Raw genomic sequence first — 24,604 nt, 5'->3', positions numbered from 1 at the left:
GTATAGCTGTGCCGTAGGGAAGCGACGCTCAGTGGATGTCGGTGCCGGGCTCCGCGGTAGACTCCGGTCCGGGATCGGAGTGCCGCTTGGGGTCCACGCCCCAGCGCTTGAGCTTGGAGTAGAACGTCACCTTGGAGACTTTCAGCGCCTTGGCCGCACGGGACACGCTGCCTTCAAACGCGCGTAGGGCGTCGAGGAAGACGCGCCGTTCGACATCCGCCAAAGGGATCACCGAGTCACGAGTCTCGCTCGGGGGGATGCTGCGACGGCTCGATGGCGGCTCCGGCAAGGCCGACATGCGCGTCCCTTCGAGGGGAACTTGTAGCTCATCAATGACGGTTGAGTCCGCGTCGAGCAAGCTGACCTCGCGCTCGACGACGTTCGCTAGCTCGCGCACGTTCCCCGGCCAGCAGTATGCCTTCAGCTCGTTCTGCAGCTCCGCGCTGATGCTGATCTTGGGGCGCCCTTGAGCTTCAGCTGTATCCGCAAGGAACTTCTCCACGAGAGCGGGAATATCATCGCTGCGCTCCCGCAGCGGGGGCATCTGCAGGTGAATCACCCGCAAGCGGAACAGCAAGTCGGCACGAAACCTCCCAGCAGCGACCGCGTCATCGAGGTCGCGATGAGTCGTGGCGATCACGCGGCAGGGCACGGGCCGCTCCGTCGCGCCTCCAAGTCGAACCACCACCCGCTCTTGCAGCACGCGCAACATCTTCACCTGCATGTCGAGGGGCATGTCGCCGATCTCGTCGAGCAAAATAGTGCCTGCTCCCGCTTGCTCGAACTTGCCCGCCGCTCCCTCACGACGGGCCCCGGTGAATGCACCTCGCTCGTAGCCGAACAGCTCTGCCTCGAGCAAATCGCGAGGTAACGCAGCGCAGTTGATCCCGATGAACGGCTCATTTCCCCGTGGACTCGAGGTATGTATCGCCTGCGCAAGGACCTCCTTGCCCGTACCGCTCTCCCCGGTAATGAGGATGTTCGCGTTGACTCGCGCCGCACGGCGAGCCATGTCGAGTGCCTCGGTCAGGCTCGCAGAGCGGCCAACGATGTCTTCGAAGGAACGCCGAGCGCCCGCGGAGGTCACGCGAATCGCCATGCGCTGAGCTTGTTCCAGCCCCATGAGCGTCATCACCCAGCCCGCTTGAGCGTCTGCGGCCGGCGCGATCTCTCGCAGCGTTACCACGACCTGACGGCTGTCCACCGTGACCACCCTCCCCTCGACTTCCTCGCCGGCGGTGGTCAAGTCAGCCAGCACTGGCGCAACCTCCGCCAGCGGCGAGCCCGGAAGGGCGGTAAGGGAGCGCTGAAGAAGGCGCGCCGCGGCGGGATTCGCGCTCTTTACAGTTCCCCGAGGATCCAGTGAGAGCACGCCTTCTTTGAGCGCGCCGACCACCGCCGCCAGTTCATCTCTCGCGCGCTCGCGTGCCTGCTCCGATAGCACCCGACTCAGCGCTTGAGCCACGGCCTCGGCAAATACGCTGGCCAGGTGATAATCCGAGTCTCTGAACGTACCGTTGCGAGGGATCTTGTCGACGTACAGTGCCCCAACCAACGCCGGGGCCCTCACGGGAAGCGTGAGTCGGGGACCGTACGGTGCGCTCTCCGCCCGCGTCTTCGAGAGGGGTTTGACGGCAGGTTCCGAGAGGCTCGGCGCTTGCTTCAGGATCGGTGCGAGCTCACGACGCCAGTCGGGGAGTTCCTCTGGCTCCGCCGCGCCGTTGTAGCCAAGCAATCGAGGCTCGCCGCCCGCCTCGTCGGCAAGCGCAATCACCACGCGATCCGCGTCGAGTAGTCCGCCAAGCACTCGAGCAGCAGACGTGGCGTAGGCCTCGAGGGTGCGCTCACTATCCAAAGCCGCGAGCGCCTGAGTCAGGCGCTGCATGCGATCTCGATCCGCAAGAGCCACCCCGATGAGCTCCGTCAGATCACTGCCGACTTGTTCGATCACCCGCAGCGCCCGACCAACCCGTTCTGCGCTGCGGCTGGTCGCGTGCTTCACCAGCTTCGCCGTGCGATCATCGGCCTCGGCTCCACCAAGGACGTCGCGCAGCACATCGCTGGTGCTCACCACGACGCCACGTAAGGCTGCAGCCGCACCTTCCAAAGCGTCGACCCTCGCGGCCACACCGGAAGCCAACGCGGAGTCGGGTAGTCGGCGTCCGAACTGGCGGAATCCAGAGCGCAGCGCGGCGCGATCCCGAAAGGTGGCGAACTCCGCCATGCAGGACTGGGCACGTCCGAGCCAAAGCGCTGGATGTGCTTCATCGTCGAGGTGGGGCGCGATCTCCAGAGCGTACAGAACGAGAAGACGGCCCTCGATTCGGCGAAACTTCAGCTTGCGGCTGAGTTCCAGCGCCTCGAGCAGCACGGCACGCGCCCGAGGGAGTTCGCCCGCCGCAAGCAGCACCTGCAAGTCCACGCGCAGGAACGCTAGCTTGGGTTCTGGTGACGTGTCGAAGCGCGGTCTGGCTTGCTCGACCAAAGCGCGCGCAGCCGCAACCGCTTGAGCATCCAGCTCACAACGGATCACCTCAAGCGCCACACGATTCCCCACGGCAATACTCTGAGGCGGCACGCTCGGTTCCGGTAGGCGGCTGCCGCGCCCGCGACGCTTGAGGCGCGACGCACAGGCCCAAGCTTCCCATTGCTGGTCCGCTGTGGCTTGATCGAGCGCTAGCCCCAACAACCTGAGCTCGACTCGCTCGTCGTCATCGATCGCCAGAGCGAAGCGGGCCGTCGCGAGATCCACATCCGTGAGTCGCTCTCGCGATCCGGACTGCACCGCAGCCTCGCGCTCCTGCATGAGCAGCAGCTCCGCGTCGTTGTCGTTACCCGACAACCAGGCGATCTGCGCGCGACTCAGCGCGTCTACGGGCATGTGACCCTAGAATCTATCACAGACTCAACCCGACCTGGGTCACCCTCATTAGATAGACACGCGGGTACAGACCCGACGGCGCAGAGTCGTTCCGACGGCGCAGAGTCGTCCCGGCGCAGAGTTGTCCCGACGGCGCAGAGTTGTTCCGACGGCGCAGAGTCGTCCCGGCGCAGAGTCGTTCCGACGGCGCAGAGTTGTTCCGACGGCGCAGAGTTGTTCCGACGGCGCAGAGTTGTTCCGACGGCGCAGAGTTGTTCCGACGGCGCAGAGTTGTTCCGACGGCGCAGACGGCATGATCTCAGTGAGCTGCTTCTTGCAGCGGTCCCGCGCGCGTTAGGTGTACAGACCGTTCGGTCAGTCAGTTGCCATGAGTCTCCTGCGCCTGTCTCCTGCGCCTGTCGCCTGTCACCTGCTAGTGTGGTTCGGCGTTCTCCCACGGAAAAGCTCGACGGCTTTCCGCGTTTCAATAGTGAGCGCTGCCGTAATACTCAGGCGCGGGCCTCACCACCAAGCGCGCGTTGATCTTCGAATACCCGCTGGGAGGCCGCCCCGCGAGATCAGCGCGCCGGCCAAGCCGCGTCGATCCGTGACCGGAGCGTTTGGGTGCGGCGCCCCGTTTCTCAATTCGAGCTCGAAGGCGCTTCCACGAGGCGACGGCTGGGACGGCCCGATCGTCGCCAAGCGAGGCGCTCAGCAGCGCCGAGCACGCGCCGCCGAGCTACGATTGCGTTGGTGCATCGGATCACGTGAGCAACGGCGAAGATGACCACTGCGACTGCACTCTCAGCGGAATCGGGGTAGGTAATGCGCGCACCTTCTCGCCTAGCCTGCGCTGCCTGGAGTGATTCGGGCAGCGGGCCGCCTTTTCTTCGATCGGTGTCCGACGGCCAACTGTTGAAGATTAAAGCATTTCAGAGCGGGCGGCCGAATCCGGCCTTGGGGACGATACAGGAAACTTGTGGCGAGCGACCCAATGTGCTTCTTGCAGCACTTCAGAAGTCAGGGAAATCGCGCCCAAGGGGCGCGAACAGGCAACCAGCGCGACCAAAGCGCACCTAGGACGCGCGCAAGAGGACCAATCGTCGCTGGCAAGGCACCTGGTCCCTTCCGCCGGCCGTTCGGGGTCTGCATTACGAGAGGGTGGAAGGTTCATCCGCCACAGGAACCGGCGCGAGTCGGCATCCGGAACGCCTGTTCAATTCCCCAGATCAGCGCCAAAGTGATGGCTTGTTCGGGGGATCGGGGGGCAAAGAGAAGCACGACGGAGAGGGAGAAGCGTTCCCACTCTGAAGGACTTGGGCCCACTAAGGCTCGTTGAGGATCGATTCGCGCCGAACGGCGCGAACAAGTAACCGAGCGGTGCCCACGCGCCGCGCGCAACCAAACCGCAGCTAGAGACGACCGTGAGCAGCCTTGGCGATGACGATCTGACCCGCAGGGACCAGCCCGATATTTCGGGCGAGGCGGGACAACTCATTTCAGGCAAGTTCCGCCTCGGCTCTGTGCTTGGCCTCGGCGCCATGGGCACGGTTTGGTCCGCCTATCACGAAGCGCTCGATCAAACCGTTGCAATCAAGCTGATCGCCAAGGAGTACTCGCAGTCACGGGAGGCCAGGCACCGGTTCCGCGTGGAAGCCACTGCGGCCGCAAAGCTGCGGTCTCGCTTCGTCGTCCAGGTCTACGACAGCGGGGAGACGGAAGAGGGACTGCCTTACCTCGTGATGGAGATGCTGAGCGGTGAAACGCTGGAGCGTCGCCTCGATCACGGTCCGGTACCGCTTGAGGACGTGGTCCGCATCACGGCGATGGTCGCCCGTGGCCTCAGCCTGGCGCATCAGCAGGGCATCGTTCATCGCGATCTGAAGCCAGCGAACATCTTCCTCGCGCACTCGGAAGACGACGGTGGAGAAGTCGCGAAGGTCCTCGACTTTGGCATCGCGAAGGTGTCCGACGTCAACCAGAACACCTCGACGACCCGCACCGGCACGGTGCTCGGCACACCGCAGTTCATGAGCCCCGAGCAGGTGCGTGGGCTAAAGTCTGTCGATTCCCGCGCGGATATCTACTCGTTGGGCATGGTGGTCTACAACATGCTTACGGGGCGCTTGGCCTTTGAGGGCGAGGCTTTCGGCGACTTGCTGCTGTCGATTTGCACGAAGGACCTGCCGTCGGTGCACGACGCCGCGAAGTGGTTGCCCCAGGAACTGGATATCTGGTTTTACCGCTGCTGCGCGCGAGATCCGGATGATCGCTACCAAACGGCGGATGAAGCCGCGGAGGCCCTGCTCGAAGCATCTGGTTTGGGCGGCTCGCTTGGGAGCGTCAACACCATCGTCGCGGGGGGCAACAGCATCGTTCACGGCACCCTGAGCGGCTCGGTGCCTCCACCACGCTCTGACCTGGCCACGCTCCTTGGGACGGGCGCACCTTCGGCGCCGCCCGGCCCGGGAAGCGCACCACCGCCTCCCCTCCCGGTTGCCCCGCGGTACTTAGGTACCATCGGCACGTCGAGCGTGATGGATGTTGGGCCCGCATCGCGGGCGCTGCCGCGTCCGAAGTGGATTGGCTTTGGTGCGGTAGTCGCATTGCTGTTGGGCTTTGGTGCCGTGTGGCTGGTGCGAACACTCACAGCTCCAGCTGCTGAGCCTACGGCCGCAGCAGCGCAAACGGCAGCGCCCGCAGCTCAGCCCAGCGTGGGGCTACCACCCGTTGAAATCAGCGCGACTGCCGACGAGGTGCAGGGCGCGCCGAACCCGGAGCAAGCAGCTGAGGCCGACGCAGGGGCAACTGGCGATGCCGGCAAGGAAAAGCCGAAGGTTTCGCCCACGTGGAAAGGTTTCCAGAAGAAGCCGTCGGAGCCTGATCTCGGCTTTTGAAGCCCACGCCGGTCGTGGGGCCACGCCAGAGACCGCGTGACCTGCGTCGGCGGCCGATTCACACTCGAAAAGCGGCCACAAGCTTGCTAACCGCACGACTGCAAGCCGGGGCAGCTTTGCTGCGCCTGGCCCAGGCAACGTGTAGAGTGAGTCAGAACATGCAGGGTGGGAGAGGGCGAACGAGGGACTGGACTAGGACGCGGCATGGAGCGGTGCTGTTCTCGAGCATCGCGATCGCCGTCGCCCTGATCGGTACTCCTGACAGCGCACAGGCCGAACCAAGTGAGTCTGAGCTGGCGGCGGCTCGCACCCTGGGTGTCGAAGGTGTAAAGCTTGCATCCGCAGGGAAATGCTCGGAGGCGATTCGCTTGTTGGAGCGAGCAGCCGAGCTTTACGCGGCGCCAACCATCTTGGTGCCGCTGGCACGCTGTCAGCTTCAGGAAGGCGAACTGACAGCCGCGGTCGCCGTGTTGCGCAAGGTGCTGGACACCGAGCTCCCCGCAGACGCTCCGAAGCCGTTTGTGGACGCACAAAATGAGGCAGAGGGGCTGCTCGCTTCTGCGCTACCTCGCGTGCCGCGGCTGACGATCAAGGTCGAGGTGCTTGGCGACAGCCCGGCAACGGTTTCGGTCGACGGCAAGGCCGTCGCGCCGTCAGAGACCGACGGAATCAGCCTGGATCCAGGTCTGCATCAAGTGAGAGCAGAGGCCCCCGGCTACCTACCCGCCGCGAAGGCTGTCAGACTGAAGGAGGGTGACCGCAGCGAGGTCGTGCTCACGCTCAAGGTCGAGCCAGTTGAGCCAGCGGAGCCGCCGCCGGTGATGCCCCCAACCAACCCAGATACCGGCGCCGATCAGAGCCAGCATGACCCTACCCTGACGTGGATCGCACTCGGGGTCGGCGCAACAGGGGTACTGGTTGGTGGCGTGTGCGGCATCATTGCCACGCAGAAAGAAGCCCAGTTGGCGGAAGACTGCCCCGGTGGCAAGTGCCCCCGAACTTCCGACGCGGACCTCGCCAACACCAAATCCTACGCCATCGCTTCTACCGTTGGCTTCGCCGTGGGTGTCGTCGGTCTCGCTATTGGGGGTTACCTTTGGTTCTTCGATGGCACTGACCAGAGCGCGCCCCCAAGAGCGGCGCGGGGACCTCGCGTCGGTGCATTCGTGGGCGTATCCAGCCTCGGGCTCGCGGGGGAATTCTGATGTTCGTTTCCGCGCGGCAATTATACAGCGCGCTTGTGAGCTGCTCCTTCATCGGAGTCCTCGGCATCACGGGCTGCAGCAACGTGTTGGGGCTGGACCGGTACGAAATCGACGACTCTGCAGGTGCAGGCCAAGGTGGCACGGGCGCGAGTGGCGGCTCGGGCGGAAGCCAAGGCGGCACCTCCGGAGCTGGCGCTGGTGGCACCGCGGGAGCGGGAGGCTTCACCGACTGCGATGGCATCAGCCAACCCAACTGGGATGTGGTGCGCTCCTGCATCCTGCGAAACTCCTGCTCACCCCTCTTGCCGGGCATCCGGATCAGTGACTGCGTCACGTGGAGCTATCAGTCGGCGTTCCTCGGGACGTCTTGCACCCTCGCCGCGAAAAACTGCGACGACGTCGCGACCTGCGTTGGCTACGGCTACGCAGGGGAGGCGTGCAACGGTCAGACAGGCATTCGCTGCGAGAACAACGTTGCCTACGATTGCGGGAACAACTTCTTCGTTGACTGCTCCACTCGAGGTGGCACCTGCGTGCTCTACGACTCCAACGGAGATTTCGTAGACGACTCCGCAGGATGCAAGGTTGCGGACTGTTCGGATCCCGACGGAACTGAGCGTTGTGCAGGCAACAACTACTACACCTGCATCGGGGGTGAGGGCATCGGAGCTGCTTGCTCCGCCGTACAAGCAGAGTGCCGCACCCAGGGCGGGCAAACCGGTTGTTTCCTAAAGACGAGCGACACCTGCGCCACGAGCGGACTGACGTGCAATGGGAATACCGCGAACCTCTGCACTGGCGGCGCGCTCCTGCAGCTGGACTGCACCTCGGTGGGCCTCCAGTGCTCGGACGATCCAACCGGCACGTACTGCGCCGCTGCTGGCTGCACCCCAGAGCAAGCCGCTGCCTGCGAAGAGAGCTGCGATGGGACCACGATGAATCTGTGCTACGGCGGCGTCCGCTTCCCCGTTGACTGCACAGCCTTCGGCTTCTCAAGTTGCCGATCATTCAAACACCCGTCGACCCAAGCGACGTTCGCGCAGTGTCTTTGAACGGCGCAGTGCCTTCGAACGGCACAGTGGCTTCGAACAGCGCAGTGTCGTTGAACAGCGCCTGCCTCTGAGCGGCAGCTACCGCTGCACGCGACGGCCACGTGACACCTGCCGTCCAACGGCGCGGGGGCTTTGCACCCAAGCGTGGCTCTCGCTAGGGTCGGAGGGTGATTCTCCAGCGTCCGGCCAAGCACGTGATTTTCGACCTCGACGGGATCCTTCTCGATACGGAGATCCTATACACCCGCGCGATTCAGGCCGTGGTGAGTGAGTACGGAAAGCACTTCGACTGGAGCATCAAGGCGAACATGATCGGCCGGGACAGTCGCGAGGGCGCGGCCTACCTGGTGGAGACGTTGCAGCTGCCATTCAATGGCACCGAGATGCTCGCGCGACGGCGACCGCATCTGGAACGACTGTTCCCCACCGTGGAAGAAAAGCCGGGAGCGTCAGCTTTCGCGGCACAGCTCAAGCAGCGAAACGTCAGGATGGCGGTCGCGACCAGTGCCGAGCGTGCGTTGACCGACCTGAAGCTCCAGCGCCACCCCTGGTTCTCTCTATTCGATCACCTGATCTGCGGGGATGACCAGGGTGTAGAGAAACTCAAGCCTGCACCCGACATTTTTCTCTTTGCCGCACAGAAATTGGGCGTAGAGCCGGTTGACTGTGTCGTGCTGGAAGACTCGCCAGCAGGTGTGGACGCCGCGCTGGCTGCGGGGATGCAAGTCATCGCGATGCCCGACCCCGAGCTCGGCCCAGCGAAGTTCGGGAAGGCGACTGCAATCGTCGCCGGCTATGACGAGCTCAGCCCGGAGCGCCTGGGTCTCTAACCGGCAGCGCAGCGCGGCCGGGCGCGCCCACGTAGCGCGCCCTTGGTCGGAGGAGCTCCGGTTGCTCTCGTTGTTCGAGCACATGAGCGACCCAACCCCCCGCGCGCCCCAGAGCGAATAGACCGGCAGCAGCGCCTCGAGGCAACCCCAACGCAAGGCTAACACCCACTAAACCAGCGTCGAGCGTCGGTCCCGGCCGCCCCGTATCCACCATCGCCTGCGCCAAGGCGTTCAGCGCGGTCAACGCGCGGCTCTTGGCGTGACGAGACGCAAGCTCCAACAGCAGACGACCTCTAGGGTCTCCGTGCGGATACAATGGGTGTCCGAACCCGGGGAGCTGTTCACCGCGACGCGCACGCTCATCAACCAAACTCCGCGCCCGACTGGGACGCTCCACCTCTAGAACCAACGCCTCTACGCGGTCACACGCCCTCCCATGTCGGGGGCCAGACAGCGCACCGAGCCCGGCGCTGATGCTCGCGTAGAGGTTGGCTCCAGCGCTCGCCGCGACCCGTGCGCAGAACGTGGACGCGTTGAGCTCGTGATCCAGACACGCAATCAAGACAGCGTTCAGCAGCTCGACCTGCGCCGCAAATCGTCGACCAGGCGCTCCCAAGATCCCCCGCACGACGCGACTCGCTATCGGTTGCGACTCGAGCGGCGCGGCAAGTCCGCTTCCGGCTACCGCGGGACCGAGGCAGGCAGCGAGCAGGCTGATGAGTTTGCGGCCGCGGGAGCGCTCCGCCTCTGCGGTCGCACCATGACTCGTAGGGTCGTCGAGGGCGATCCACGGAACGAGTAGCTGCAAGGCCTCAAGGGAGCCGAGCTCTGGCACCTGACGGATCCGCTTGAGCCATGGGCCGAGCGCCGACGCCCGAGGTAGCTTCAGCTCGCTCCAGCGCTCCCTCTCCCCCCAATCCCCGTACCAAAGCAACTCGCAGGCGGCTTCGTACGGCACCTGCTGCTCGATCAATTCGCTGAACGCTACCCCACGGTAACAAGGTCCGGCTTCGCTGATCTCGGTGATGCTCGATGAGAGCACCGGTTGCCCCCAGTTCAGAGCGCCCTCGGCGGCAGCTGCATGTCCGGAACGAGCTTGAGTGGCACGCAACAGCCTCCTCACCTCTGACTCTGGATACATGCGCGCCCGCGCGCTGCCAGGGGCACGCTCACTGCGTAGCTTTCCGCGGCTAGCGTACGCGTAGAGCGTAGGCAGGCGTATGCCCAGGAGCGCGGCGGCTTCACTGGCTGTCAACAGTCGGTCAACCATGATCGATACATTGATCCATCAATCAATCTTGATCAATGTATTGCACGCTCCATGCTTCCCCCATGGCAAACATCGTTGAAGGGGATCGACTCGGCGCGGTCGCGCCGGCGCCGGTGGTAGGGCTCGAGGGGATCGTTGTCGCGGAGACTCAGCTGAGTCACGTCGACGGGCAAGCGGGGCGGCTGGAGATCGCTGGCCACAGCGTAGAGGACCTAGCCCGGAGCATGGCCATCGAGGAGATCGCGGACCTGCTCTGGCGGGTTGGGAGTGGGAGTCACCATGCAGCCGTGCGCCCCGCACTCGGGCAGGCGCGGCGACTAGCGCACGAGCGCGTGCGTCGACTTGGCGACGCACTTGGCCAGCCAGCCTCGATGGACGCCCTGCGCGCGAGCGTGGCTCACCTAACACCAGGAGGAGATGACCAGCAAAACGCGGTCGCGATTACTGCAGCGGTCGCCGTGTTTGCAGCTCACACCTCCCGGAAACGCCGCGGCTTGAAGTTGATCGAGCCAGATCCATCGCTCGGCCACGCAGAGGACTACCTGCGCATGCTCCGCGGCAGCGCCGCAACGCCGGAAGAGAATGCCGCGCTGCAACGCTACTGGGCCGCCGTCGTCGACCACGGAATGAACGCATCGACCTTCACCGCACGTGTCGTCGCATCCACAGGCAGCGATCTCGTGAGCGCAGTAACCGCAGCGCTTGGTGCCCTCAAGGGGCCCCTGCATGGTGGCGCGCCAGGTCCGGTCCTGGAGATGCTGCACGCCATCTCGACGCCTGAGCGCGCTCGACCCTGGCTCGAGGCAACGCTCGCTCGCGGTGAACGCATCATGGGCATGGGACACCGCGTGTATCGCGTACGCGATCCTCGGGCCGAAGTCCTCGAGGCGGCGGTTCGCTTGCTCGCCTCCTCGAACGCTAGCGACGGACTCAAGCTTGCGCAAAGCGTGGAGCAGGAAGCAACGTTGCTCTTGAACGCGCGTCACCCCGAGCGCCCGCTCTCGGCGAACGTCGAGTTCTACACGGCGGTGCTGCTCAATGCGCTGCACATCCCGGTAGAGGACTTCACGCCGACGTTTGCTGCTAGCCGCGTGATCGGCTGGTGCGCGCATGTAATGGAACAAAAGCGGACGGGGCGGTTAATCCGCCCGTCTTCGATTTATCGGCGTCCCGAGTTCGCCCAAGCCTGAGCGAGCGCTTGGCAATTTGGGGGGGAGGGAGAACACTACGCGGCCACGTGCGCCGCCTTCTATTGCTCTGCCTGTCTCTGAGCGTTTGCTTCTATGTAAGCAGCGCCGGCGCGCATCAGTTCGCGATGAGCGTGCTCAGCGTCGACGTGGGGCAACAGGAGCTACGTGCAGTGCTCGACCTCGACGTGCGCACCCTGCTCGACGTTCAGGCCTACGATACGAACGACAACGGGGAGCTCGAGGCTCGAGAGCTCGACGAGAACAAGGCCCGGTTATCCCACTACCTGGACAAGAAGCTCAGCTTCAAGAACGCCGGCGAACTGTGCTCCCCCGGGGAAACGACTATCGAGCTCACCGCAGGGCGCCGCGTGCTGGTGCACCGCAGCTACGTCTGCCCGCCGGCCTCGCCTTCGACACGCCTCGCGACCCTGAGCATCGACAACTCGATCTTCATGGAAGATACGGGCGGACACCGCGTGGTCGGGAAGTTCGTACTGGGGACGACGCCCATCCATCACGTGTTTTTGCCAGAGAGCCAGCACTTCGAGTTCGACGCTGGCGCGGCTCCGGATCTGCCAGGAGGAAAGGCGCACAGCGCCGCGCCGCTCACCTCACAGCCAAAGGCAGGGGCGCCGCCCCAGAACGATACTTCGTTTCTTGGCTGGGTCCGGGAAGGCATCAAGCACATCCTATTCGGCTACGACCACATCCTGTTCGTGATTGGCCTGGTGGTCGTCGTACGACGCATGAAGGAGCTCGCGCTCGTCGTGACCTCTTTCACGCTCGCTCACAGCATCACCCTGGCGCTCGGCGCGACCGGCACGGTCAGCGTCGCATCGCGCTTGGTGGAGTCGCTGATCGCCGCCAGCATCGTGTTCGTCGCGTGGGACAACTACCGGCGCTTCGGCCGCAACCTCCGCGGGGACGGTTCAAGCCACACGGAAACAGACGCAACGACCACACTACCCTCCGTCCCCAAGCGCCACTTCGTGACGTTTGGCTTTGGTCTGGTGCACGGGTTCGGTTTCGCAAGCGTATTGACAGAGCTCGGGCTTCCAACTCGTGGGCTGCTCGGTGCGCTGTTTGGCTTCAACCTTGGCGTCGAGCTCGGACAGCTTGCGTTGGTCGCGCCGCTCTATCCGCTCGTGCGCTTCTTGCACAAGAAGCCAGAGCACGAACTCCTGTTGGTGAGAGTCTCCAGCGCGTTGATCGGCGCGCTCGGCGCTTTGTGGCTGTTCGAGCGCGTCTTCGACCTGAACATCATGCCTTTCTGAGCCGCCCACTCTCGCTACTCCGGGTCTTCACAAACCGAGGTTAGAGTCATCCTCTGAGTCTTCGTTCCGCAGCCAAAGCGAGGTGGAGTCGACGCGCCCCGTCGGCCATGATGACGGCATGAAACTCGGACTGACGCTGGGCTACTGGATGCCCGACCCTTGGGACCCGACGGAGCTCGTGCTGGAGGCCGAACGCCTTGGCTACGACTCGGTCTGGACGGCTGAAGCGTACGGCTCCGACTGCTTTTCTCCATTGTGCTGGATCGGTGCCCGAACCCAGAAGATCAAGCTCGGCACTGCCATCATGCAGCTTTCCGCGCGGACTCCTGCATGCGCTGCGATGACGGCGCTCACCATCGATCACCTCTCCGGGGGCAGACTGATTCTGGGCATCGGCGCATCCGGCCCTCAAGTGGTGGAAGGTTGGTACGGGCAGGCCTTTCCACGACCGCTCGAGCGCACCCGCGAGTGGATGCAGCTTTTCCGCGCCATGGTCGCACGGGAGGCTCCCGTCGAGTTCGAGGGGCGCCACTACCAGCTGCCGTTCCCCGGGGGTACCGGTCAGGGCAAGCCACTCAAGAGCATCATCAGGCCGCTGCGCAAGCACATCCCAGTCTTCATCGGCGCAGAAGGGCCGAAGAACATCGAGCAGACAACGCGCATCGCCGACGGCTGGCTCCCGCTCTTCATGTCCCCCACCCGCTTCGATCGCTTCGAGGACAGCCTACAGCACCGCGGCCCGGACTTCGAGATTGCAGCCACCGTGATGTGCTTTCCCACGGAAACAGTCGAGGAAGGGTTGATGCGGGTCAAGGGCATCCTCGCCTTCTACATCGGCGGCATGGGGTCAAAGGACGACAACTTCCACAAGAATCTGCTCGGGCGCCTCGGCTTCGCCGACGCCGCCGAGGAGATCCAGGAGCTCTTCATGGCGGACAAGCGTTTTGAAGCCATGGCTGCCGTGCCCGACGACCTGGCCGACGAGATCGCTCTGGTTGGCCCGCGCGAACACATGAAGCAGCGGCTCGCTCAGTGGAAAGCAAGTCCCGTGACCACGCTGAATGTCACCACCCGCGACGTCGACACGCTCCGCTTCCTCGCGGAAGAAGTACTATAGACCCTTTGAGCGGCTATCAGCCAGGAGTCGGGGACGACGCCGGGTCTGACTTCTCGACGTGGAGCCAGTCGAAGAAGACTTCCATTTGCTCACGCTGGGGCGCGGGCATGAACTCGAAGTTGCGGCCGCGGTCGATGATCTCCCAGAAGTCCTTGGTCGTGACGCCTTCTAGCTGGGCGCGAATCGTGATCAGGCGCTCTCGGGGCTCCTCCGCCATGTCGTCGGCGATGGTGCGCGCCTTCTCGATCTCTTGCTGATGGAGATAGTACGCGGCGAGCTTGACCTGGGCCTTGCGCACGCCGAGCAGCGCCTTCTCCTGCGAGCGAACGCGCACCTGGCGGTCGAGTTCGAGGAACTCTGCGAGCATCTCTCGCTCCTGCGGACACTTACAGGTGTGCGCATGCTGAATCAGCGCGGAAACGTCGTACGCAACGGTCTCGGTGACGAACGTTAGCTTCATGTCGAAGCTGACGTGACCGTAGTAGTTCATGTGCTTCACGCCGGCCAGCGCTTGCTCCCCGTTGCCCTGGGAGATCAGAGCCTCAATCAACAGCCGGTACTGGTTCAGGACGTTGTAAGCCGTCCGCACGTCGCGAGCGTTCAGCGTCGCGCGCATGTACGAGTTCATGTAGCGGAAGACGAGGGTCATCAGCTCCTCATCCTTCGCCGCACCCGCCGCTTCCCCGATGTAACGAGTGTCGATGGCGATCAGGTAGTTGATGTCGCGCATCGAGCCGAGGGCCTCGTTGTAGATCCCGAAGTACTGGCGCATCGCCTTCCACTCGACCCAAGTGCGGCGCTCCTCCAGATCCGCGAGGCTCTCGGGATCCATCGCGACGAAGTCGGGATTCTCGCGGATACCGGGACCAATCTTGAACCAGATGGGTGACGCGGAGGACTTCTTCGACAGGTACTCCAGGGTGAAGTCTTTGATCGCGTCCACTGCGCCGCTAGCGATGATCTTGTCTTTGCCGCTGATAGAGTTGCTCGTGAGATCGGTGAGCTCTTCCATCGCCGCCAGGGCTCCCACCTGCCCCTGTGCCGCGCGCTCAGGATCCGTCTGCGCGCTACCCCGTACGATGGTGTTCACGGCGTCACGACGAATGCGCGCGATGATGTTCATCGGCTCGAGGAACCAGAACACGTAGCTGAAATAGGGCGCCATCAGCACGAGACCGAAGGCCGTAGCAATCAGCATCACGGCCAGCGTGACCACTGGCACGAAGTCCTGGTGCAGCGCGAGACTCAAGCAAACGCCGCAGACGCACGCGACGACGTAGTACGCCATCACGGACAGGTTCACGCGGTCCCTCAAGAACATCCTCGCCACGCCGGTGTAGCGCTCGGCGGAGAGCTGCACGATGATGGAAACGACCGTGATCACGATACCGAAGACGGCGAGGATCATCCCTGCCAGCGACGAAACGGCGTCGGTGATGCTCCCGGGATCGAACTTCAGGTAGTTGTCCAGGGCGCTCGGTTTGGCCGCCCTCGCAACGTCCCACGCATAGAAGCCCCAGAACACCAGGAGCGCCAGGCCGCCCAATACGGCGATCTGCAGCACCCAAGTCCGCGCGTGCGATACCTGCGACTTCATCGGACCCCGCACTCTAGTACACTCGAGAACGCGCGCGGAGTGAATCGAGCCGCGATGTAGGAAACGCGGGGCGCTTGATTCCACGCGCGATTGCCGCCGTTTCTCGCGCTTTCGGCGGCGGACTCCCCAGCAACCGGCGTGACTTCTACCCGACAACCCAGCCAGCAGGACCGCTAGCCGCCGCGCATCTGCGCTCCTGACCAGCCTTGCCTCAGACATCCCTCGCAGCGACGTGGTGGCGCCAGCATTTGACGTTTGCTCGCCTCCCTTCACCCCGAATATTCTTCGAGACCATGCTCACCTTCAGTCAAGACGGACCCACCGCAGAACGCCAGATGCGCGCGGTGATCTTCTACCTGACGACCTTCGGTTACATCGACGGCGACTTCGATGACGCGGAGAAGACGTTCGTACGCGACTACATCAAGAAGTTGGTGGAGCACCGTGTGGACGGCGCCGTGGCCAAGGACGACGCGAAGCTGCGTGGCGAGCTCATCGGGAAGTACACCAAGCATTTCCACGAGGTTTTTGAGGGCATCGACCGTCAGGTGAAGGAACTCTTCACCGAGGCAGTGGCCGACGGCGAGAACCAAGATCAGTTCGTCCACTCGAAGCTGAAGCTCCGCTGCTTCGAGATCTTCAAGTCATTCGACGAGAAGAACCAAGAACAGCTGATGGACACCATCGATGAGCTCATCCACGCGGATGGCCAGGTCCACCCAGCCGAGCTTAAGTTCCGCGGGGAACTGGCCCACTTGCTCGAGGAAGACCTCGAGGTCGAGCTGCTGGATGACGAGGACAACCGCATCCAGGTCAGCATCGGAGAAACGAAGAAGCTCGAGCTGGCACAGGACAATCACCCCTTCTTCGAGCAGTTCGAGCACCACTACAGCAAGGACCCCGGCAAGCTACTGAAACAAATCAAAGCCGATCGCGAGCTGCTCGACCGGGTGATCGGCCTCTTCGAAGACCAACGCGCGCGGGGCTCCGGCAAGCTGACGGGAAAGAAGCAGGTCCAGGAGTTTTCGGGTCAGGATCCATTCCTCGACTCCCATGTGTACATCCACCCGGCCAAGCAGAACGTCGACTACGAGCTCACGGTGGTCGGTGACTTGCACGGTTGTTACAGCTGCCTGAAGGGCGTGCTGATGCAGTCCGACTTCTTCACGAAGGTGGGGCATTACCGCGCGGATCCGGACAATTCCACCTACCCCATCCTGGTGTTGCTGGGTGACTACATCGATCGTGGCATGTTCAGCTATCAGGGCGTGCTGCGCTCCGTATTGCAGGTGTTTTCTACGGCGCCCGAGCACGTCTACGTGCTTCGCGGCAACCACGAGTACTACTTCGAGCACCAAGGCAAGGTGTACGGAGGGGTGAAGCCCGCAGAGGCAATCAACACGCTGAAGCCGCACGTCCCGGCGGAGGTGTTCCAGCACTACATGAAGCTGTTCGATGCGATGCCGAACATGCTGTTCTTCGACCGCTTCCTGTTCGTGCACGGCGGCATCCCTCGGGATCTACTGCTCAAAGAGAAGTACACAGACCTCTCGAGTCTCAACGAGTGGGATATACGCTTTCAGATGATGTGGAGCGATCCATCGAGCGCTGACGTCATCCCGGCATCACTGCAAGAACAGTCGGCGCGGTTCCCCTTCGGTCGCTTGCAGTCACAGGCGTTCCTGCAGCGCATGGGCTGCCACACGCTGGTTCGCGGACATGAGAAGTTCGACGAAGGGTTCAAGCGCATCTACGACGACGAGAACCAGCTCTTGATCTCGCTCTTCTCCGCTGGCGGACACGACAACCATGATCTGCCGAGGGAGAGCAGCTATCGCTCGGTGACCCCAAAGGCGATGACGCTTCGTCTAAAGAACGGCGCCAGCGAAATCACGCCGTGGCTCATCGACTACCAGGCCTTTAACGATCCTGATCGCAATCGCTTTTTCCAAGCGGAACCAGAGATCGAACATCGTATGGGTTGAACGCTGCGTCCCCACTCGAGACGCGGATACCTGATCGAACGCCACATACGAATTTTGGGGTGAGGCCAATCGCAGGTCCTCACCCCCAACCAAGAGAGTCGCCAGGTACTCCGCGTCAGGCTGCGGCGACATGGGCCGCTTGACTGCTGAGCGACTCAGCGAGCTTCTTGCGGGCGCGGCTCTCGAGCTGGCGAGCGCGCTCTCGGCTGATGCCCATGCGCCGTCCAAGCTCGGCCAGGCTCAAGGCCTCTCCGTCTTCAGCCATCAGTCGTTCGCGGACGATGCGACGCTCCCGAGCGTCCAGATCTTTCAAAGCGCGCTCCACGACCTCGCGAACCAGTCGCTGCCGCTGCTCCCGCATCAGCGTGGACTCCTGACTCTCGGCGTCTGCCTCCATCTGCTCGACCATCGGCGAGGCGTCCTCGCGAACGCTACGATCCAAGGAGACATCGCCCGCGTCGAGGCGCTGCAACATGGCCTGCACCGCGTCGTCGCTGAGGTCGAACTGCTTGGCCAGCTCTTGCTTGACGAGTTCCGGGTCGCCGAGCTTCGCCTGCAGGCGCGAACGCTCCCGACGCAGCTTGAAGAACATGCGGCTGCGCATCACGCCGCTGCGCGTCTGCACGATGCTCCAAGTCGCGAGCACGTGGTTGATCATTCGGGCGCGAATCCAGAACGCCGCGTAGGTGCCGAAGCGGTAGCCTAGCTCCGGCTCGAATTTGTCCAACGCTTGCAGCAGACCCACATTGCCCTCGGCCATGAGATCCGCAAGGGGCACGCCGTACGCCCGCAGCTTCCGCGCGATGGCGGTCACGGCGCGCAGCTGAGAACCAACTAGGCGCTCCCGCGCCCGTGGGTCGCGGTCGTTCTTCCAAGCCCAAGCGAGCTCGAGTTCGTCTTCGCGCGACAGGCTTGGGAATGAGGTGGCGAGGGCGTCATAGCGACTGACAACGGGGTCTCGAAACATGGGGCAGGCTCCTGGCGATGCGCGGTGCGTTGCGCCCCCTGATCATTGTCCAAGACAAAAGTTTGTCAATGTCATTTGTCTGATTTTGTCCAAGATTTGTCTAGCATCTGTCCAACGCAGCGGAACACGTTCAAATACCTGATTTCACACAGAATTCTTCACCACCGCGATGACGCAACGGTTTCCAGCCCTGGACAAACCATGGACAAACCCTCCGACCGGCGTTCTGCGAACTCCGGAGACAGGACACTAGCCGTGCTGGAGACGGAGCACGTCAAGCAACGACGTCAGCGACTTCCAGTCGGTAACCACGGCGTAGCGCGAGTCCTCGAAGCGCAACGCTGGGGCTTCGGCACCACCGACCCAGAGCGCGCTGAAGCGTGGAAGGCGATCGAGCAGCACCTGAATGGCTGACTTCGCTCGCTCTAGGTCATAGCCGAGGGCCACGGAGAGCCCCACGGCATGAGCGCGCATGCCCGCCGCAGCCTCGATGATGTCTTCGACTGGGGTGTTCACCCCGACGATGCGCGGCCGAACTCCACGCGCGGCGGCGACCAGGCTGACCAGCTCCAGCCCAAGTCCGTGCTGTTCGTCGGGCAGCGTCGCAAGCAACAGCACCGGACCGCTATCGTTCTCGGTGTCGAACAACAGCTGTCGGCAGCGTGAGGTCAGCTGTTGGCTAAACAGATGCTCGTGACGCACCGCGAGCGCCCCTGCCTCCCACAAGGCGCCTACGCGCGCGATCAGAGGGGCGGCATATTCCGTGGCGAAACGCTCGGCGCCGAGGCCATCGGCGGCGTCGGCCAGAGCGTCCCGTAGAAAGTCCACGTCCTCCTGCTTGAGGCGGGAAATCACCGTATCGAGTTCCGGGGGCGGCAGGCGCGAGACACTCGCCCGAGAACCGCCAGCGCTGCGTTGAAGGAGTGCCTTGAGCTCGCCTTCGCTCATCTGCACCGCCTCACCAGCGCGGGCTCCAGCGTCCATGGCGCGCCGGATCAAGATGAGCCTCGCCACGTCGGCGTCCGAGTAGACCCGTGCACCACTCGGCGTGCGGCTGGGCACCGGGAAGCCGTACCTGCGCTCCCAAATCCGTAGCTTGTCCGGCGTGATGCCGGTCAGGCGAGACGTCACTCCGATCGAATACTCGGATTGCAGCGGGGCTTGGCTGTCAGGCTGCTGAGTCATACTCCCGAACTGGTGTGTCGAACCAACCCGACCCGTAGTCAATGGTCAGTGCGTGGACTGGGAGCGGTTGCCCCTCCAGCCCAAGCGCGCATCGGCGGATTTACTGGCGAGGGCGCCGGTTCGCACCAGGGTTTGCCGGATGATCCAGCTCTGCTCTTCTTCGAGGACTTGAATCGCTCGCCCCTGTTTCGTGCCAACGATCTCTCCAGCGCGGAAACACAAGCGGTTAGTGAGAAGTGCAGGTACTCGCTCTCCAGCGACCGTCAGTCCCCGCAGGTTGAGCGGGTCAGCGGCGCTGATAGAGACCAGCGTGGGCTCGCTGACCTCACGACGCAGGGCGCGGAGCTGGCTAACCGCCTCGGGCAACGCGTACTGCTCCCCAGAGAACCCTGCCACGAAGCGTCCGCCGCGGATCTCACCTCGAGCTTCCAAGCGCCGCAGCACTCGCACCAGATCCCGCCAGGGTGGCAGACCGGCTTCGCGCTCTGCCAGCTTGCGAAACACGACACCCCAGCGTACCAGGAGGCGGCGCGCGACCTGCTCGGTTTGATTCCACGCGGCATCAGTGTCCGCAGCCGCGTTGTCCGCATCGGGGGCGTCGAAGAGCGACCAGCGACCACCGAGTTCCATGCCCTGCCCAGCGCGGCGCCCGTGACGACGATGAAGCTGACCGCGCTGGGCAGTGGGCACGATCAGCGCGCGGAGACCGGCGAAGCTGTCGCTGTTGGCCAAGCCAAGCGCGACCAGCTCAGCTAGCCCTTCTTCGACCTGAGTTCGCAGGAGACCACTCCGACCCATTAGATCCATGAAGAAGCAGGCGCCCGCCGCGCTCAGCACCTGCCGAACCCGCGCCGCGGCGGGAGAAAGCTCGGGGAGCTCATCGCCACCGGGCTCGCCGCGGACGCACCACACCGAGAGGTTGGTGCGACTCACGAGCGCAATGGGGGTGGCGCGCACGGGGGCGGGCTTGCCGCGCCGGGAGCTCGTCGACTGAGGCGGCGTTCGCCGCAGCCAGGTGACGCGTCCCGAGAGACAAAGCAGATCGAGCCACGCAGGGTCGTAGTCAGCGATCCGTGCAGGGAGGATCTCCTGCTCCCACGCCGCAGCTGGCGCCTCAAAGCCCTCCAGCTGATCGAGCACCTGAGCCAGAGCGTCCGGGCCGGAACCTTGATGCCCCGGCTCCACCCGTTGCCAGCGCAACAAGAAGCGCATGAAATCCGTTTGCTGCACCGGCTCGATTTCGCTGCGCAAGCGCGCGAGGGTGTAGCGATGAATGCGCGCGAGGAGTCCGCGCTCGCACCACTCCGTAGCCTCAGCGGACGCTGAACTGCGCGACCCGACGCGCGCGCTGAACGACCCACGCAGGACGAAGCCCTCGGTCTCCAAGGTGACCAGCGCGAGCTCGACGCTATCCGCGGGCAAGGCCAGTTCGTCCGCGAGCTGTGCCGCGCGGATCGGCCCACGACACTCCACCTGCCCGCGCACCAACTCGACCAACACTTCCTCCGGGCCAAGGAGCAATTGAGGCACGAGCTTCGCCGGGATCGTTACCGTGGGCGCCTCAGACGCTCCGGTGTAGACTTGGCGCAGCTCCACCAAGCGCTCGATGGCGACCCAAACGCCTCGCCCAGCCTTCGTGGTGAGTAGCGTGACGCGCCCCCCCTGAGCCAGTTGCTCGAGGCCTGCACGCCAGCCAAGGGCGTTCGCCCTCTCTGTGCTGATCACGCCCAAAACCTGCAGGGCGTCCGCGAGTTCGTCCTGGTCGCGCACCGTGGGCCAGGCCTCCTCTTGCACGCGAACAATCGCCTCGGGATCCAACGCGCCAAGCTCGCTGGCCTGGGAAGGTGACAACCAACGCCGCGCGGAAACAGCTTGGGTGCGGCGCTCCTCGAGGGGTGCATCGTCAAGAAAGGCGTAGGGCCGGGCACTCAAGATCTCGAGCGAAAGCGGCGACGGCTCGGTCAGGTCCCGAGCAACGAGCCGCTTTTCTCCGCCGACGACGGCGGCCAGCACGCTCTCGAACGCGGTCACATCCATGGCCTCGACTAGACAGTCGTTCACGGTCTGCTGGACCAGGGGGTGTTCTGGAACCTCACGCGGTCCCTCCAGGTTTTCTTGGCAAGCGACCTGGTCAGGGAAGACCAGCGTCAGCAGGTCAGCAGCGTTCATGCGCTGCAGGCGCGGCGGGACCCGAGTTCCCCCACGGAAACGCGATATCGCGAGGGAGCGCGTGGCATTCCAGCGCCAGCGGGTTTCGAACATCGGCGCGACGAGCAACGCCTGAATCAGCAGTGGACGCACCGTGTTCGGGTGCAGGTAGCGGAACACCTCTTCGAGCGGAAACGAGTGGGTCGGGCCCAGGGAGAGGATGAGCGCGTCCTCGGTCGCCGCAGCCTGGAGCTCGAAGTTGAAGCGCTGACAGAAGCGCTTGCGCAGACTCAGCCCCCAGGCCCGATTCACGCGTCCGCCGAACGGTGCATGGAGCACGAGCTGCATCCCACCGCTCTCATCGAAGAAGCGCTCCAGCACGAGCGTGTCTTGGGTGGGTAGACAACCGAGGGCCTGTTGCGCCGCCGCCAGGTACTCGATGAACTGGCTCGCGGCGGCTTTCGGGACGCCAGCGCTCGTGTAGTGCTCCGCCAGGGCGTCCAACTCTGCGCTGGTCGGCGGAGCAGGCACGGCGCTTAGGGCCTCATCCACCTCGCTGCGAAGTCGACTGACGGCCACGGAGAGCTCGTCGGTGCGTGCCGGTGCCTCGCCGAGCCAGAAAGGAATGCTCGGGGGCAACCCTCGCGCGTCTTCGACGCGCACTCTGCCTGGCTCGACCTTGATGATGCGCCAAGAAGCATTTCCCAGCTGGAAAATATCCCCAGCCATGCTCTCGATGGCGAAGTCCTCGTTGATCGTACCCACGAAGTATCCGCCCGGGTCGGCAACGACTTCATAGTCAAAGGTGTCGGGGATCGCGCCGCCATTGGTCATCGCCGTCAGGCGCGCGCCACGTCGCGGCTTGAGCAGCTCACCGACTCGGTCGTAGTGCAGGTGGGCGCCACGACGCCCGCGCCGGGTGGTGAACCCATCAGCGAGCATCTCCAAGATGCCATCGAAGACCTCCCGCGAGAGCTCCCGGTAGGGATGGGCGCGGCGCACCAGGTCGAACAACGCATCGCTCTGCCACTCTTCTTCTGCCGCCACCGCGGCAACCAGCTGTTGGGCGAGGATATCCAGCGGCGCCTCGGGGATCTGCACCTGGTCGAGCTCGCCACGCTCGAACGCGTGAAGCAGCGCTACTTGCTCGACCAGCTCATCCCGCGACAGCGGAAAAACACGGCCCTTCGGCACTCCGCCCAGGCTATGCCCTGCGCGGCCGACACGCTGGAGCAACGTCGCGATGCTACGGGTCGACCCCAGCTGACACACGAGTTCCACCGCGCCCACGTCAATGCCGAGCTCGAGGCTCGCGGTCGCAACCAGCGCCGCTAGCTCTCCCGACTTGAGCCGCTGTTCCGCGCGAAAACGCTGTTCGCGAGAGAGTGACCCGTGGTGAGAGGTCACCTTCTCTTCGCCCAGGCGCGTCGCGAGGTGTCGAGTCACCCGTTCGGCGACCCGCCGCGTATTGACGAAGACGAGCGTCGTCTTGTGCTCTCGAATCAGCTCTGCGACGCGATCGTAGATCTCTTCCCAGACCTCCCCCGCCATCACGGCCTCGAGGGGACTCGGAGGCACCTCGATCGCCAGGTCCAGGTGCCGCTTGTGCCCGGTATCCACGATATGAACTGCTCGGGGGCGGCCGCGGCTCTCCTCTCCCCCCAAAAAATCCGCGACGCGTTCGATGGGCTTCTGCGTGGCTGACAACCCGACGCGCACGAAGCCTGGGGCGAGTGCTTCGAGGCGCTCGATGCTGAGGGCCAAGTGACTTCCGCGTTTGTCGCGCACCAGGGCGTGGATCTCGTCGACGATCAGCGTGCGTACGCCTTTGAGCAGCTCGCGACCACCGCGACTCGTGAGCAGGATGTAGAGCGACTCCGGGGTCGTCACCAGCACATGCGGCGGCTTCTTCAGCATACGAGCCCGCTCGCTCGACGCGGTGTCGCCGGTACGCACACTGACACGTAAGGCCACGTCGGGCAGCCCTTGGGCTTTTAGTTCCTCACGGATCCCCTCCAGGGGAACTTGCAAGTTCTTCTCAACGTCGTTGCTCAGCGCTTTCAACGGCGAGACGTAGAGCACATAGCAGCGCTCTTCGAGCTGCGACTCGAGCCCCAGCTCGATCAGCTCGTTCAATGCCGAGAGGAAGGCTGCCAGGGTCTTACCGGAACCCGTGGGAGCTGCGATGAGTGTGTGCTCTCGTGAAGCAATCAGAGGCCAGCCCGCGCGCTGCGGCGCGCTCGGCTCACCCAGCGCACGGCTGAACCAGGCGCGCACCGCTGGATGAAACTGCTCGAGGGATCGGCTGCGAGCAGCGGAAGGCGGCGCTGGGCGGCTCATGGCAGCAGCATGGCGCTCTGGGGCCAGTGGATCCAGCCGCGGACCCGATGTCGGGGGAGGCTCCTGACACCCCGTTGGCAAAAGGCCTTGCGAGGCGGCGAGCGAGCCGCTGCAATGTTGCCCCTATGCCGCACTATGAAGCCGGACCGGGGGATTTGGAGCTGGTCGTTGACACGTTCAGCGAGGGGATCGGGGCGCGCATGGCCTACGACGTCAGCATTCGCTGTGGGGAGCTGAACGTGTCCGCTGACGTGGACCCAGAGGCCCCTGAGTCACTCAGTGGCAGCGTAGAAATCCCCGTCGCGGCGTTCGTGGCCCACGCCCTGTATCGCAACAAGAGCCGACGCCCCGCAGAGTTGAGCAACTCGGACGCGCGTCAGATCGGGGACAAGAGCCGAGACAAGCTGCGGGAAGCGTTCGGTTCTCACATTCGCATGAAGCTCACGGCTGAGCGCCGTTCCGCCGATAGCGTGGTCTTGGCGGAGGTCGAGGGCGCGAGCACAACCTTGCGCGTGAATGTCAGCGCCACCACGAAAGACGGCGTCTTGGAGATCAACGGACGGGGTGAAGCGTCCCTCAGCAAGCTCGGGGTGCCAAAGGTGAAGGCACCCCTGGGACTGATGGTGGTGGCCGACCGGGTCGAACTGAAACTCAGCGGAAAACTCCGACTAGCGTAGGGCATTCGGC

At 64.0% G+C, this 24,604-nt stretch carries 15 protein-coding genes; 9 read left to right on the top strand and 6 right to left on the bottom strand.

Features of this window, described 5'->3' with window-relative positions:
- Positions 1–28: 28 nt before the first annotated feature.
- The gene (locus H6718_17340) at positions 29–2,881 is read right to left on the bottom strand and encodes a sigma 54-interacting transcriptional regulator (protein ID MCB9587167.1); all 2,853 of its coding nucleotides are present in this window, start codon (positions 2,879–2,881) and stop codon (positions 29–31) included.
- Between the two features lie 1,403 nt (positions 2,882–4,284).
- Here H6718_17340 and H6718_17335 point away from each other — a divergent pair.
- The 4 genes from H6718_17335 to H6718_17320 all read left to right on the top strand — a co-directional run bounded on the left by H6718_17335 (position 4,285) and on the right by H6718_17320 (position 8,844).
- Complete coding sequence (locus H6718_17335) at positions 4,285–5,757, top strand: serine/threonine protein kinase (GenBank protein ID MCB9587166.1); 1,473 nt, start codon at positions 4,285–4,287, stop codon at positions 5,755–5,757.
- Between the two features lie 212 nt (positions 5,758–5,969).
- Positions 5,970–6,962 (top strand): PEGA domain-containing protein, encoded by a 993-nt coding sequence (locus H6718_17330; protein ID MCB9587165.1) that lies wholly within the window; start codon positions 5,970–5,972, stop codon positions 6,960–6,962.
- A 35-nt stretch (positions 6,963–6,997) separates the two neighbouring features.
- Entirely contained in the window at positions 6,998–8,014 is a 1,017-nt protein-coding gene (locus tag H6718_17325) for a hypothetical protein (GenBank protein ID MCB9587164.1), read from the top strand.
- A gap of 167 nt (positions 8,015–8,181) precedes the next feature.
- Positions 8,182–8,844 (top strand): HAD-IA family hydrolase, encoded by a 663-nt coding sequence (locus H6718_17320; protein ID MCB9587163.1) that lies wholly within the window; start codon positions 8,182–8,184, stop codon positions 8,842–8,844.
- On the opposite strand, the gene H6718_17315 is transcribed toward H6718_17320, so the two are convergent.
- A complete protein-coding gene (locus H6718_17315; GenBank protein ID MCB9587162.1) occupies positions 8,819–10,099 on the bottom strand; it encodes a helix-turn-helix domain-containing protein in 1,281 nt (426 codons plus the stop codon). The genes H6718_17320 and H6718_17315 overlap by 26 nt on opposite strands.
- Before the next feature lie 77 nt (positions 10,100–10,176).
- On the opposite strand from H6718_17315, the gene H6718_17310 reads away from it, so the two are divergent.
- The 3 genes from H6718_17310 to H6718_17300 all read left to right on the top strand — a co-directional run bounded on the left by H6718_17310 (position 10,177) and on the right by H6718_17300 (position 13,695).
- Positions 10,177–11,304 (top strand): citrate synthase, encoded by a 1,128-nt coding sequence (locus H6718_17310; GenBank protein ID MCB9587161.1) that lies wholly within the window; start codon positions 10,177–10,179, stop codon positions 11,302–11,304.
- A gap of 47 nt (positions 11,305–11,351) precedes the next feature.
- Entirely contained in the window at positions 11,352–12,578 is a 1,227-nt protein-coding gene (locus H6718_17305; GenBank protein MCB9587160.1) for a HupE/UreJ family protein, read from the top strand.
- A 118-nt stretch (positions 12,579–12,696) separates the two neighbouring features.
- A complete protein-coding gene (locus tag H6718_17300; protein MCB9587159.1) occupies positions 12,697–13,695 on the top strand; it encodes an LLM class F420-dependent oxidoreductase in 999 nt (332 codons plus the stop codon).
- A gap of 16 nt (positions 13,696–13,711) precedes the next feature.
- Here H6718_17300 and H6718_17295 read toward each other — a convergent pair whose 3' ends face one another.
- Positions 13,712–15,292, bottom strand: coding sequence for a DUF2254 domain-containing protein (locus tag H6718_17295; GenBank protein ID MCB9587158.1), 1,581 nt, complete (start codon positions 15,290–15,292; stop codon positions 13,712–13,714).
- Between the two features lie 293 nt (positions 15,293–15,585).
- On the opposite strand from H6718_17295, the gene H6718_17290 reads away from it, so the two are divergent.
- Positions 15,586–17,277 (top strand): serine/threonine protein phosphatase, encoded by a 1,692-nt coding sequence (locus H6718_17290; GenBank protein MCB9587157.1) that lies wholly within the window; start codon positions 15,586–15,588, stop codon positions 17,275–17,277.
- A 115-nt stretch (positions 17,278–17,392) separates the two neighbouring features.
- Here the strand turns inward: H6718_17290 and H6718_17285 are convergent, their stop codons facing one another.
- From H6718_17285 to H6718_17275, 3 genes are all read right to left on the bottom strand, one after another.
- The gene (locus H6718_17285; protein ID MCB9587156.1) at positions 17,393–18,244 is read right to left on the bottom strand and encodes a sigma-70 family RNA polymerase sigma factor; all 852 of its coding nucleotides are present in this window, start codon (positions 18,242–18,244) and stop codon (positions 17,393–17,395) included.
- A gap of 249 nt (positions 18,245–18,493) precedes the next feature.
- Positions 18,494–19,429 carry a MerR family transcriptional regulator gene (locus H6718_17280; GenBank protein MCB9587155.1) on the bottom strand — a complete coding sequence of 312 codons (936 nt, stop codon included), beginning with the start codon at positions 19,427–19,429 and terminating at the stop codon, positions 18,494–18,496.
- A gap of 45 nt (positions 19,430–19,474) precedes the next feature.
- Positions 19,475–23,917, bottom strand: coding sequence for a DEAD/DEAH box helicase (locus tag H6718_17275; protein MCB9587154.1), 4,443 nt, complete (start codon positions 23,915–23,917; stop codon positions 19,475–19,477).
- A 125-nt stretch (positions 23,918–24,042) separates the two neighbouring features.
- Between H6718_17275 and H6718_17270 the strand changes: the two genes are divergently transcribed.
- Complete coding sequence (locus H6718_17270; GenBank protein MCB9587153.1) at positions 24,043–24,594, top strand: hypothetical protein; 552 nt, start codon at positions 24,043–24,045, stop codon at positions 24,592–24,594.
- Positions 24,595–24,604: the final 10 nt, after the last annotated feature.

The sequence above is a fragment of the Polyangiaceae bacterium genome (assembly GCA_020633205.1).
Classification (GTDB): domain Bacteria; phylum Myxococcota_A; class Polyangia; order Polyangiales; family Polyangiaceae; genus JAHBVY01.
The sequence above is the reverse complement of the archived record's forward strand: the minus strand, read 5'-3'. Positions and strand labels throughout refer to the sequence as shown.